Genomic DNA, 13,739 nt, shown 5'->3' with positions numbered 1-13,739 from the left:
ATTTTGTAAATAAAAACATGAGTACATTTTACTTCATCGCATTTTTGTCCATATTCTTTTCGATATTGGTAATCTCGGCCAAAAATCCGGTACATAGTATCCTATATCTGATCCTCACTTTCTTTACTTTCACCATCCACTATATTTTGCTTAACGCGCAATTTTTGGCGATTGTAAATTTCATTGTATACATGGGCGCTATACTGGTATTGTTCCTGTATACACTGATGCTCATCAATCTTAACAAGGAGTCGGAACCTGTAAAGCCTTTCATGGTTAAAATAGCCGGTGTTTTTGGCGGTGGTATATTAGCTGTTGCAGTTGCATCATCGTTAAAACTTATTGGCGCATCAAACCCTGTGTTATTACAAAACCCTGATCTGGGACTTGTAAAAAACTTAGGTAAAGTATTGTTCAACGAATTTTTATTGCCGTTTGAAATATCGTCGGTATTGTTGTTATCAGCAATGGTAGGCGCGGTATTGTTGGCCACTAAAGAAAAAGAACCTAAAGCAGCATAATGGAAAGTTTAACAAATACAATGCACGCCGTGCCGCTTAATCATTACATATTGTTAAGCACAATCATTTTTGCTATAGGCGTAATGGGCGTATTGATCCGCCGTAATGCTATCGTGATCTTCATGTCGGTTGAGTTAATGCTTAACTCGGTTAACCTTTTGCTTACCGCGTTTTCTGTATACAGGGGTGATGCTACCGGGCAGGTGTTTGTGTTTTTTATCATGGCACTGGCCGCTGCCGAAGTTGCAGTTGGTTTGGCTATCATCGTGATGATTTACCGTAACACCAATTCAATTGATATCAACGTACTGAACAGGTTGAAGTGGTAATAGTTATTTCGGATTTCGGAATTTCAATTTCGGATTTGTAATAACTGATTAGTAATAAAACAAACGTTGTTGCCCCTTTCCCGCAATGGCGATTAGATAATTAAAAACGTATAACGTAACACGTAAAACGTACAACATCGAACATGGATAAATATATCTGGCTTATTCCTATACTACCGTTAGCCGGTTTTGTTATAAACGGACTTGGCCGTAATTCATTATCAAAAAGCGTAATTGGCTTTATCGGCAGCTTGCTGGTACTGGTATCATTTGGTTTAAGTCTTGCCGTTTTCTTTCAGGTAAAATCAACCGGTGTAGCCATCAACGTTAACTACTTTACATGGTTTGCGGTTGGCGCCTTGAAATTCCCTTTCGCATTCCTTATTGATCAGTTAAGTTCAATCATGTTGCTGATCATTACAGGGGTTGGTTTCCTGATCCACCTGTACTCTATCGGTTACATGCATGACGACGAAGGTTTTGGAAAGTTTTTCGCTTACCTCAACCTGTTCGTGTTTTTCATGTTGTTGTTGGTTTTAGGTTCAAACTACCTCATCATGTTTATCGGATGGGAAGGCGTAGGTTTATGCTCATACCTGCTTATAGGTTTCTGGTTTACTAACCCTGACTATGCAGATGCAGCGAAGAAAGCGTTTGTGATGAACCGTATCGGTGACCTTGGTTTCTTATTAGGCATCTTCACCATTATTTATGTTTTCGGCAGTATCCAGTTTGCGGAGGTCTTCCCTAAGGCAGCTACCATGAAATCAGGTGCAGGTCCGCTGTTTATCATTACAATATTGTTATTCATTGGTGCTTGCGGTAAATCTGCACAGTTGCCTTTGTTCACCTGGTTACCGGATGCGATGGCCGGCCCAACCCCGGTTTCGGCTTTGATCCACGCTGCTACCATGGTTACAGCCGGTATTTATATGATTGCCCGCTCAAACATATTCTATACTTTATCTCCGGATACAATGGAGATCATTGCTTATGTAGGTTTGGCAACGGCTCTTATTGCAGCACTTATTGCATTAACACAAACAGATATTAAAAAGGTATTGGCTTATTCAACTGTATCTCAATTGGGGTATATGTTTTTAGGCTTAGGTGTTGGCGCTTATACAGGCGCTTTCTTCCACGTGTTAACACACGCTTTCTTTAAAGCTTTATTATTCCTTGGCGCAGGTTCGGTGATCCACGCTATGAGCGGTGAGCAGGATATGCGTAAAATGGGTGGCTTGAAAGGCAAGATCAAAACTACTTTCACCACCATGATGATTGGCACTGTTGCAATTGCGGGTATCCCGCCATTGGCAGGTTTCTTTTCGAAAGATGAGATCCTGGCACATGCTTACGCACATAGCCCTATATTTTGGGCTGTAGGTGTATTAACCGCTATGTTAACTTCATTCTACATGTTCAGGATGATGTACCTTACATTTTATGGAAAATTCCGCGGTACCCATGAGCAAGAGCATCATTTGCATGAATCGCCTCCTACAATGACTATTCCGCTTATTGTGTTAGCTATCCTTTCAATAGTAGGTGGTTTTATAGGTGTGCCGGAAGTATTACACGGACACCATGAACTCGCACATTTCCTTGAGCCTGTTTTCCATAAATCAAATGAGATTTTGGGCGAGCATCATTTGTCTGAATCGCTTGAGTATGCATTAATGGGTACGTCGGTAGTACTTGCTTTAGCTGCTATGGCCTATGCCTATGTTAAATATGCTAAAAATGGTAGTGTACCTGTTGCTGATACTGAAGAGCGTCCGGCATTGACCAGCATTTCATACCATAAGTTTTACCTTGATGAGCTTTATGACCTGATTGTTCGTAAACCGCTCGACTGGCTTTCTGACTTCTTCTATAATATAATAGAGCGTTTGGGTATAGATGGCCTGGTGAATGGCATAGGCAGAGGAACAATTGAAACCAGTAAAGGCCTTCGCCTGCTGCAAACAGGTAATGTAGGTTTCTACATATTCATCATGGTACTGGGAATTATTGCGGTACTTCTGTATAGCGTATTTGGATTAACTAAAATATAAACGATAAGCGTTTAGCAACATAAAAATGACCGTTAGTATATTACTTTTTTTGCCAATAGTTGCCGCTGTTATAACTGCCCTGCTTAAAAACGGGATAGCTAAACATGCAGCATTATTTTTCTCTGTTGCCCAACTGGTAATAGCGCTTATATTTTTAAGCAAATTTGTTCCGGATGCATCAACACAGTTTGTTATTGATGTGCCATGGATCAGCAGTTATGGAATTTACTTTAGTGCCGGTATCGACGGCATTAGCATGGTACTGGTTTTATTGACCACGGTACTTGTACCACTAATAATTTTAACAACCTATCAGCACCAATATAAAAACGAAGGTGCCTTTTATGGCCTCATCCTGTTTATGCAGGCAGGTATGCTGGTTGTGTTTACTGCCCTCGACGGATTTTTGTTTTACGTTGGATGGGAAGCAGCATTGATCCCGATCTACTTTATATGTGCCCTTTGGGGAGGCGAAAACCGCATCCGCGTTACCATCAAGTTTTTCATCTACACATTTGCAGGTTCGTTGTTCATGCTGGTTGGTATCATTTACCTGTACCTGCAATCGCCTGATAAAACTTTCGACATCCACAATTTCTATAAAATGACTTTGGATGTTAAACATCAGAGCTGGATCTTCTGGGCGTTTTTCCTGGCTTTCGCCATCAAAATGCCTTTGTTCCCTTTCCATACCTGGCAGCCGGATACTTATACGGAAGCTCCGTCAGGTGGTACCATGATGCTATCAGGTATCATGCTCAAAATGGGTATTTATGGTGTTATTCGCTGGATGATCCCTAATGCTCCGCTTGGTTTCTTTCATTTCCAGTCTTTGGCTATGATCCTTGGTGTAATAGGAGTGGTTTATGCTTCAATTATTGCCTTTAAACAAAAAGATGGCAAGCGTCTGATAGCTTATTCTTCAATTGGTCACGTTGGGCTAATAGCCGCCGGTATTTTTGCCTGGAATATAGCAGGTGTTCAGGGGGCGATGATTCAGATGCTTAACCACGGTATCAACGTTGTTGGTATGTTCTTTATCTGGGATATCATCAGCCGCAGGCTAAACACCCGTGAGATTAGCCAACTGGGGGGTATTGCTAAAGTTGCTCCTAAATTTGCAATTGGTTTTCTGATCATATTATTAGGTACAGTAGGCTTACCGCTTACCAATGGTTTTATTGGCGAGTTTTTATTGCTGAAAGGTGTATTTGATTTTAGCGTACAGCATTACGTAAATTTGGTACTGGCTGCGGTTGCAGGCCTTACCATTATATTTGGCGCAGTTTATATGTTACGTCTTTACAAAAATGTAATGCAGGGCGAAACTAATCCGCTTACAGCTACTTTCACCGACGTTAGCGGTACCGAAAAGTTTACCTTGTGTTTAATTTGTGTCCTGGTTATTGTATTAGGTATTTATCCTCAGCCTATTCTGCATATTTCTGAAGCTGCGGTAACGCAACTGGTAAATCAGATAGGTTCAAAGTTTACAATGTAGGTTTAAGATTTTAAAGAAAAGAATGAATACTATAATCATCATATCTGTTTTACCTATAGTGCTTTTGTATTTAGGGTTATATAAAGCGCAAAAAGCTTTATTGCCTGTTACCGTTATAGGCTTACTGGCTGCTTTAGGTTTTGCAATTTGCCAATGGACTTCAAAAGATACAGCTGAGCCGATTTATACCGGTATGCTGTTGTTCAACAATTTTTCAGTTGTATTTTCAAGCGTTACCATTATATCTACAATCCTGATCCTGTTATTGTCAAAAGGTTACTTTGAGCGCATCAGCAGGCACACTGCCGAATATTATGCTATTATCCTGTTTTCACTGACTGGTATAATCGTAATGGTGTCGTTTAATAACCTCGTGATGCTGTTTATCGGCATCGAGATCATGTCGGTGAGTTTGTACATCCTTGCCGGTATTAAAAAGAGCGATTTCGCTTCAAATGAAGCTGCATTGAAATACTTTTTAATGGGCGCTTTTTCAACCGGCTTTTTGCTGTTTGGTATGGCCCTGCTATACGGATCATCAGGTTCATTTAACATTGATACCATCAGGGAATATGTAATTAACCATCCGCATATCGACCCTATGTTTTATACCGGCATAGCCCTTATTATAGTTGGTTTATGCTTTAAAGTAGGTGCTGCCCCTTTCCATTTCTGGACTCCGGATGTGTACGAAGGTGCCCCTACGTTGATCACTGCCTTCATGTCTACAGTGGTTAAAACGGCTGGTTTCGCAGCATTCCTGCGTTTGTTCTCTGCTTGTTTTCAACCATTATCTGATTTCTGGACACCGATATTACTTGTTGTTACTATCATTACCCTGTTTATCGGTAACATTACTGCACTGTATCAGCAAAGCTTTAAAAGGATGCTTGCGTTTTCAAGTATCTCGCACGCCGGTTACCTGTTATTTGCAATCGTATCGTTAGGTGCTGCTTCAGGCAATTCGGTATTTGTATACGCTACTGCTTATTCAATTGCTTCAATTATTGCATTTGGCGGCTTGATCCTGGTACAACAACAAGGCGGCAGCGATAACTTTGAAAGCTTTAACGGTTTGGGAAAAAAGAACCCATTCCTGGCTTTTGTATTAACTGTGGCCATGCTTTCGTTGGCAGGTATCCCGCTTACTGCAGGTTTTATTGGCAAATTCTTTATGTTTTCGGGAGCGGTAAGCCGCTACCATATCGGGTTGGTTATTATAGCTGTAATTAATGCTATCATTAGTATCTTCTACTATTTCAGGGTTATCATTGCTATGTATTTCCGGGCCGATGAACGTGCTGAGCTTACTGTGCCGGTTTACTACAAAGTTGTATTTGCACTTTCGGCTTTGGCTACAATTCTTATAGGTGTTTATCCCGATCTTATAGCCCGTTTCATATAATCGGTATTCATAACTGCAAATTGATATAATATTTGTAGTTTTACAGATATAGTGAATGGAAAGTTTTTGGGAATACCTTCAAAATTTAACGGACGCTCAATCCATAATAAGCAGGGGTGGTTTTTATCTCCTGCTTATTGTTGTTTTTGCTGAAACTGGTTTATTCTTTGGTTTCTTTTTGCCTGGCGACTATCTGCTGTTTATGGCTGGTTTATTGTGCGCCGCTGGTAAGGTTGATGTTTCGATAACTACGCTGGTATTATCGTTGATCGGGGCCGGCATATTAGGCAATTTTACAGGTTATTGGTTTGGTTACCGAACGGGGCCTGTATTGTTCAATAAAAACGACTCGCTTTTTTTCAAGCGCCGCTACGTGGTGCTGGCCAGCGAGTTTTACAACAAGCATGGAGGGATGGCGCTTATTTTAGGGAGATTTTTCCCTATTGTTAGAACATTTGCTCCTATATTTGCAGGAGTTGTTAAGGTTGATATCAAAAAGTTTTCGGTTTATAACCTTATCGGCAGCGTAACCTGGGTTTGTGTATTTACTTTAAGCGGCTTTTTTTTAGGGCGAAAGTTTCCTCAATTAAAAGACTATTTGCAATATATTATACTTGGGTTGATTGTAGTTACAACAATTCCGCTGGTTATTGCTTACGTAAAGAAGCAGTTTCGTGAAAAAAACGAGAATACAGATTAGTTAATAATTTTATATATTATAATTTTAATAAAGATAAATGAGTACTCTACATCCATGGCACCAGGTTTCTCCAGGTGATAATATTCCTGAAGTAGTAAACGCTATCATTGAAATTCCAAAAGGTTCAAAAGCGAAATATGAAATAGATAAAGAATCGGGCTTGTTAAAGCTTGATCGTGTGTTGTTTTCATCTGTAATGTACCCGGCTAACTACGGCTTTATTCCTCAAACTTATTGCGATGATAAAGACCCGCTGGATATCCTTGTACTTTGCTCAATTGACGTTTTCCCTATGTCTATCATCGAAGCAAAGGTTGTAGGTGTAATGCACATGGTTGACAATGGTGAGCAGGACGATAAGATCATAGCTGTGGCTAAGAATGACATGTCGGTAAATTACATTAACGACTTAAATGAATTGCCTCCGCATGCAATGACTGAAATTGTTCGTTTCTTCAAAGATTATAAAAAATTGGAAGGCAAAAACGTTACTATCGAACATTTGTTAGGTGTACGTTATGCACATAAAGTAATAACCGAGAGTTTGGAGCTGTATAAGTCGACGTTCCCAGTGTATCAATCATAAAAATAAATGGACCCCGCACATTACGAGATTAGTTTATTTTACATTTTCGCTACCATATTTTTGGTTTTACTCAATGGCTTCTTTGTAGCTGCAGAGTTTGCCATGGTGAGGGTTCGGGGTTCGCAAATTGAAATTAAAGCCAAAGGGGGCAGCGGCGTAGCCAAAGTTGCCCGTGGCATACTGCATAATTTAGATGGATACCTGGCTGCCACGCAGCTGGGTATTACCATTGCTTCACTGGCACTCGGTGTAGTGGGCGAAGAGGTTGCCACCAATCTCGTGATCCGGGCTTTCCTGGCTGTGGGGATCACACTTTCTCAGGGTTATATTACGGCCAGTCATATCTTAGCTTTTAGCGTTATTACCATTATGCATATAGTTTTTGGCGAGCTTGCGCCCAAATCGCTGGCTATCCAAAAATCGGTACGTACGGTAATGGCTGTTTCCTTGCCGCTCAGGTTCTTCTTTGTTGTTTTCAGGCCATTTATATGGGTGCTTAATAACTTTGCCAATTTTATCTTAAAATTATTGGGCATAAGTGCTGTTGAAGGTGGCGAAACCCATCACAGTTCTGAAGAGCTGCAATATCTGCTGGAGCAGGGTAAAGAAACTGGTGCGCTCGACTCTAATGAACACGAACTTATCCAGAATGTGTTTGATTTTAACGAGCGGGTGGTAAAAAACATTATGGTACCGCGTACCAAGATCTCGGGCGTGGATATTGCCTCAACCAAGGAAGAGTTGCTGGATATGATCATTAATGAAGGCTACTCGCGGATGCCGGTTTATGACGATGTAATAGATAAGATCATCGGTATTGTACATGCCAAAGATATTTTACCCTTATTGGCCCGTAATGAGGAGATTGTACTGAAAGATATTATTCGCAAGCCGTATTTCATCCCCGAAACAAAAAAGATTAACGATCTGATGGCCGAGCTGCAGCAAAAGCGTATTCAGATAGCCATTGTGCTTGATGAATTTGGCGGTACCGCCGGCATGGTTACGCTGGAAGATATAGTAGAAGAACTCGTAGGGGAGATTCAGGATGAGTATGATGAAGAAAAGCCTATAGTTGAGAAGATCAATGAGCGTGAGTTTGTTGTAAACGCCCTTGCATCTATTTATGATGTGAATGAGCATTTACCTCATGACTTACCTGAAGATGGCGACTTTGACACCGTATCGGGCTGGCTTGGGGATATTTTTGGTAAAATCCCTGATGTTGGCGAACAAAAGGAATCAAACGGCTATAACATCACCGTACTGAAAAAATCTGACCAGAATATTGAATCAGTTAAACTCGAATTACTGATAAATGAAGAAGATACAGTAGATTTACATTAATCTGCTTATCTATAATGCAACTTTTTTACACTCCTGATATTGATGCCTCGCATCCCCAATACTTTCTGAGCGAAGAAGAAAGCAAACATGCTATACGTGTGCTGCGCCTGGAAACAGGCAACGAAGTGCAGTTGATTGACGGAAGGGGAGGGTTATATACCGCCCTGATCCATGATGCACATCCAAAGCGCACCATTCTTAAAATAACATCGGTAACCACCGGGTTTGAAAAACGCAATCATTACCTGCACATCGCGGTAGCGCCAACCAAAAATATCGAACGTTTGGAATGGTTTTTGGAAAAAGCTACAGAGATCGGTATCGATGAAGTGTCATTGATCATTGCGCAGCGATCAGAACGCAAGGAAGCTAAGGTAGAGCGCTTGAACAAAATTATCACGGCCGCCATAAAACAATCTCTGAAAGCGTATCACCCGCTATTAAACGAGCCTTTAACACTAAGTCAACTACTCGATAAACCTTTTGACGGACAAAAATTTATAGCTCATTGCGAACCGGGTGAGAAATTTGCCTTAAAAGACGAAATAGCCCCGCAGGGGCGTTATTTAATACTGATAGGTCCTGAAGGTGATTTTGCTCCTGCAGAGATTGATAAGGCTTTACAAAATGGGTTTAAACCAATATCTTTAGGCACAAGCCGCCTGCGTACGGAGACCGCCGCGTTGGAGGCTTGCTTTGAGGCGAACTTTTTAAACAGGTGATGAAAAGGATAAGCTTAGCATTGGTTGTTTTGTTTGCGGCTATGGCAATGAGCAGCTTTAATGCCCCTGCCTATAAAATTGCCCGCCTCAAATACAGCGGCGGAGGCGATTGGTATGGCGACCGTACAGCCTTGCCTAACCTGATTAAGTTTTGTAATGAAAACCTGAAAACCAATTTCGACGACGATGATGAGGTGGTTGAAGTAGGCAGTGCTTCATTATTTAATTATCCCTTTACGTTTATGACGGGCCATGGTAACGTGATTTTCTCCGATCAGGAAGCCCGTAACCTGCGCAAATACCTTACAGGTGGTGGCTTTTTGCATATCGATGACAACTATGGGCTTGATCAATATATTCGCCCGCAGATGAAGAAGGTGTTCCCCGAGCTGGATTTTGTTGAGTTACCGGTTAATCATCCCATTTACCATCAAAAATATGACTTCCCGAATGGTCTGCCCAAAATTCACGAACACGATGGTAAGCGTGCACAAGGTTTTGGATTGATATACAAAGGCAGATTGGTTTGTTTTTACACCTATGAGTGCGATTTAGGCAACGGTTGGGAAGATTATGGTACCTACGCAGGCGATACCCAGGAAGCCCGCCAAAAAGCCCTTAAAATGGGCGCAAATTTAATTCAGTATATCTTCACTCAATAGGTATCCTTATTACTCTCGTCCTTCGCGGTGATTTTTTCTTAAAACTGTCAATTTAGGGTTTGCTTTGCTTATTGAACCTTTGTGGTTAATAATAATATGTTTAGCTTTATACCAATCCCTAAACAATAATATATAAACCGCTTATCTTCAAATCTAAAGCCTATGTATAAATTCAGTATTAATGACCACTATAGTATTGAAACCGGGAGAACAGCCGCGGCGGGATTGCTTATTAACGGGGAAGGGAAAAACGCTGATATCAAACAGATAAAACCAGGTGTTTACCATGTTATTGAAAACAACCGTTCGTATAACGTGGAGGTAATTAATTTTAACGGTAACGAAAAAACAGCTGAAATAAAAGTTAATAATCACCTGTATAACGTTACCGCTAAAGATCAGTTTGATATACTGCTTGATAAGCTTGGGTTTAGTGATTTAAACAGTGCCAGGATCAGCGAAATCAAAGCCCCCATGCCGGGCCTGGTTCTTAAAGTATTTGTAAATAAGGGAGATGTCGTTAAAAAGGGCGACAATCTTTTTGTGCTTGAGGCTATGAAAATGGAAAACATTATCAAAGCACCGGCCGATGTAACAGTTGAAAAGACATTAATAAAGCCCGGTGATAAAGTTGAAAAAGGGCAGATTTTAATGTTGTTTTAACTTACCGTTATTGTTTAAATGTGCGATAATAACATTTTTGTAAGGAACGCAACGTAATTTTAAGGTTTTTGTTGTTTCTGCATATTTTTTTTACGAACTTACTTTCTTAATTAACAATATTAACTTTTATGAAGAAACATCTACTAACAATCCTGTTGTTATGTACTTGTGTTGCCTTTGGTTTTGCTCAAAACCGGGTTATTACAGGTAAAGTAACAGATCAGAAAGACGGCTCGCCCTTACCAGGGGTAAGCGTAACCGTAAAAGGAGTTACCGGATTGGGCACCCAAACCGATATTAATGGCGGGTATAAGCTTAGCGTACCGGCCACTGCAAAAGTTTTAGCATTTAATTTTTTAGGTTATAAACTTGCCGAGCAACCAATTAGCGGTAACGTTGTTGATGCTCAGCTAACAAGTGATTCAAAGCAGCTGACAGAAGTTGTGGTGGTTGGTTACGGTACGCAAAAGAAGGCTAATATTACAGGGTCTATTGCATCTGTAACTTCAAAAGAGATAGAAGGTATACCAACAACATCTGTTGAACAAGCCATACAAGGTAGGGCGGCTGGTGTTTTGGTTCAGGCTGATAATGGAAAGCTTGGACAGGGTATCAAGATAAGTGTTCGTGGTACGTCGTCTGTATCTGCAGGTACCCAGCCGCTTTATATTATGGATGGTGTGCCTATCACCACTAATGACCTTTCAAGTACTTCAGCTGCAACAAGCCCGCTTGCCGATCTTAACTTTAATGATATAGAGTCGATACAGGTGCTGAAAGATGCTTCTGCATCTGCCATATATGGTGCACGTGCTTCAAACGGTGTAGTGGTAATCACCACAAAAAAAGGAAAGGCCGGCAGTGCTAAAATTAACTTTACTGCTCAATATGGCAAAAGCAATCCTTCAAGACACAGGGATTTCCTGAACGCAAAGCAATTTGTTCAGATTGAAGAACGTGCAGGCGTTGGTGCCGCTAAACAGGACTTTGCAAATGGCGACTATGATACACTTGATGATGCCTTAGCCGATTATAAGTCATATGTTGAGGATAACCTTACTTTTTTATCTGCCGGCACAGATGATTGGAAAACCGGTAAGATCAACACAAACTGGGAAAGAGAGGCTTTTCAGAGCGCCCCGCAACAACAATATGATCTCAATATATCAGGTGGTAACGAAAAAACCACCTACTATTTAGGCGGCCAGTATCTTGATCAAACAGGTATATTAATAGGTAACCACTTTAAAAGATATTCGGGAAGATTAAACCTGGATACTAAAATGGATAAAAAGCTAAGCATAGGTATGAACCTTAGCTTCGCCAATACCATCAACGACAGGGTATCCAACGATAACGCATTTAGCACACCATTGCAAATCGTTGCCCTATCACCAATTACGCCGGTAATTGACCCTCGTAGCGGTTTAATAAGCGGTACCTTACCAGGCGAAGCAGAAGATTTTCCACTGTATTATAATCCTTTGATCAGTAAAAATAATGCTTTTTACAAAGCTAACGTTTACCGTACAATAGGTAATGTTTATGCCAACTGGGATATAGTTAAGGGACTTACTTTCCGCTCGGAATTTGGCATAGATCAATTGAACCAGGCTGAAGATAGCTATTTCGGAGCGTTGACTTTTCGTAATACCGCCACTGACAATGGATTTGGCGAAAACACAACTACACAGGTTTTAAATTATAACACTAATAATTATTTCAGCTATAAAACGCTGTTCGGCACAGATCATTCACTTGATATGGTTTTGGGTACAAGTTACCAAAAATCAACAACTACAGGTAATGACATCCAGGGAAATCAGTTTCCGTCTGATGCTTATAAAAAGCTGTCGGCTGCGGCAGTGAAAACCGATGGTTCTTCTTTGAGTACCGGCTTCAGTTTCCTTTCTTATTTCTTTAGGGCCAACTATGCTTATAAAGGAAAATATTTGGTTTCGGGAAGTGCCAGGACCGATGGTTCATCAAGATTTGGGCCTAATCATCGTTACGGCTTTTTCCCTTCAGGTTCAGCGGGATGGATCCTGTCTCAGGAGGATTTCTTAAAAGATAGTAAGTTGATCAGCAACTTGAAATTAAGGGCCAGTTATGGTTTAACAGGTAACGCCGAAATAGGTAATTTCCCTTCTTTAGGCTTGTTTGCTCCTGCAAATTATAACGGAACAGCGGGTCAGCAATTTACACAGATCAGTAATCCTAATTTGAAGTGGGAAACAACTGCACAACTTGATTTTGGTGTCGATTTTGGATTTTTTGATAATCGCCTGTCCGGCACGTTTGAATATTACAAGAAAAATACCCGCGATTTATTATTGAATGTCAATCTTCCGGGAACTTTGGGAGTAGCCAACCCAACAGGTATACCTTCTTCAACACAAGTTCAAAATTTGGGTAAGTTATCCAACCATGGTTTTGAGCTTGAGTTATCGGGCGATATTTTTGTGGGTAAATTTAAATGGACAAGCTCTTTAAACGCTGCCTATAATAAAAATATAATAACTTATGTTAATGGGCAGGTTTTAGGAACAAATGATTTAAACCGTGTAATTGAAGGGCAGCCAATAGGTGTGTTTTACGGCCGTGAATATGCGGGTGTTGACCCAGCCAATGGCGATGCTTTGTACTATCTGAATACCAAACAAGCCAATGGCAGTCTTGATCGCACCAAAACAAGTGATTTTAATGCTGCACAAAATGTGGTATTGGGTAATCCAACACCTAAGTATATTGGTGGCTTTACTAACTCATTTAGTTATATGGGTATTGACTTATCATTCACTTTTCAGGGATCTTTTGGTAATAAAATATACAATAGTGCGGGCCAATACATGAGCTCAAGTGCTGGTAACGGTTTCGATAACCAAACTGTTGATCAGTTAAAATATTGGGATAAACCTGGTGATATCACCGATGTACCCGAGCCAAGGTTGTTTTACGGTAATGGTGTTAGTCCGTCAAGCCGGTATTTATCAAGCGGTTCTTATGTACGTTTAAAAACGGCAACATTAGGATATACCTTACCTAAAAAAGCGATAAGTAAGCTGGGATTACAAAAAGTGAGGGTGTTTGCAAATGCATATAACTTATTTTTAATTACCAAATATAAAGGATGGGACCCCGAGGTTAACTCCGATTACCAGGCAGGTAATATTAACCTGGGTGTTGACTTTTACTCGGCTCCTCAGCCACGCACAATCACATTTGGTATTAACGTAGGTTTATAAC

12 protein-coding genes are annotated in these 13,739 nt (G+C 40.6%); all 12 read left to right on the top strand.

The window, feature by feature from the left end:
• Positions 1-17 precede the first annotated feature (17 nt).
• The 12 genes from BMX50_RS26085 (at position 18) to BMX50_RS26030 (ending at position 13,738) form a co-directional block, all read left to right on the top strand.
• Complete coding sequence (locus tag BMX50_RS26085) at positions 18-521, top strand: NADH-quinone oxidoreductase subunit J family protein (RefSeq protein WP_091217130.1); 504 nt, start codon at positions 18-20, stop codon at positions 519-521.
• Positions 521-850, top strand: a complete 330-nt coding sequence (gene nuoK / locus BMX50_RS26080; RefSeq protein WP_090533902.1) for an NADH-quinone oxidoreductase subunit NuoK — start codon at positions 521-523, stop codon at positions 848-850. Before BMX50_RS26085 ends, nuoK begins: the two co-directional genes overlap by 1 nt.
• 143 nt (positions 851-993) lie before the next feature.
• Positions 994-2,907: an NADH-quinone oxidoreductase subunit L gene (nuoL, locus tag BMX50_RS26075; RefSeq protein WP_091217126.1), complete on the top strand. Its 1,914-nt coding sequence runs from the start codon at positions 994-996 to the stop codon at positions 2,905-2,907.
• Positions 2,908-2,932: 25 nt separating this feature from the next.
• Positions 2,933-4,408: a complex I subunit 4 family protein gene (locus tag BMX50_RS26070; protein WP_091217122.1), complete on the top strand. Its 1,476-nt coding sequence runs from the start codon at positions 2,933-2,935 to the stop codon at positions 4,406-4,408.
• A 22-nt stretch (positions 4,409-4,430) separates the two neighbouring features.
• Positions 4,431-5,813, top strand: a complete 1,383-nt coding sequence (locus BMX50_RS26065) for an NADH-quinone oxidoreductase subunit N (protein WP_091217118.1) — start codon at positions 4,431-4,433, stop codon at positions 5,811-5,813.
• A 55-nt stretch (positions 5,814-5,868) separates the two neighbouring features.
• Entirely contained in the window at positions 5,869-6,513 is a 645-nt protein-coding gene (locus BMX50_RS26060; protein WP_091217115.1) for a DedA family protein, read from the top strand.
• Between the two features lie 37 nt (positions 6,514-6,550).
• Positions 6,551-7,099: an inorganic diphosphatase gene (locus BMX50_RS26055; protein ID WP_091217112.1), complete on the top strand. Its 549-nt coding sequence runs from the start codon at positions 6,551-6,553 to the stop codon at positions 7,097-7,099.
• A 6-nt stretch (positions 7,100-7,105) separates the two neighbouring features.
• Positions 7,106-8,446, top strand: coding sequence for a hemolysin family protein (locus BMX50_RS26050; RefSeq protein WP_091217107.1), 1,341 nt, complete (start codon positions 7,106-7,108; stop codon positions 8,444-8,446).
• Positions 8,447-8,460: 14 nt separating this feature from the next.
• Positions 8,461-9,168: a 16S rRNA (uracil(1498)-N(3))-methyltransferase gene (locus BMX50_RS26045; protein ID WP_091217104.1), complete on the top strand. Its 708-nt coding sequence runs from the start codon at positions 8,461-8,463 to the stop codon at positions 9,166-9,168.
• Positions 9,168-9,830 (top strand): DUF4159 domain-containing protein, encoded by a 663-nt coding sequence (locus BMX50_RS26040; RefSeq protein WP_091217099.1) that lies wholly within the window; start codon positions 9,168-9,170, stop codon positions 9,828-9,830. The genes BMX50_RS26045 and BMX50_RS26040 overlap by 1 nt, the downstream gene beginning before the upstream one ends.
• A gap of 162 nt (positions 9,831-9,992) precedes the next feature.
• Positions 9,993-10,493, top strand: coding sequence for an acyl-CoA carboxylase biotin carboxyl carrier protein subunit (locus BMX50_RS26035; protein ID WP_091217096.1), 501 nt, complete (start codon positions 9,993-9,995; stop codon positions 10,491-10,493).
• 128 nt (positions 10,494-10,621) lie between these two features.
• Positions 10,622-13,738, top strand: a complete 3,117-nt coding sequence (locus BMX50_RS26030; protein WP_091217092.1) for a SusC/RagA family TonB-linked outer membrane protein — start codon at positions 10,622-10,624, stop codon at positions 13,736-13,738.
• The last annotated feature ends 1 nt before the right edge of the window (position 13,739 follow it).

The sequence above is a fragment of the Mucilaginibacter gossypiicola genome, assembly GCF_900110105.1.
In the GTDB taxonomy this organism is placed as follows: Bacteria; Bacteroidota; Bacteroidia; order Sphingobacteriales; family Sphingobacteriaceae; genus Mucilaginibacter; species Mucilaginibacter gossypiicola.
The sequence above is the reverse complement of the archived record's forward strand: the minus strand, read 5'-3'. Positions and strand labels throughout refer to the sequence as shown.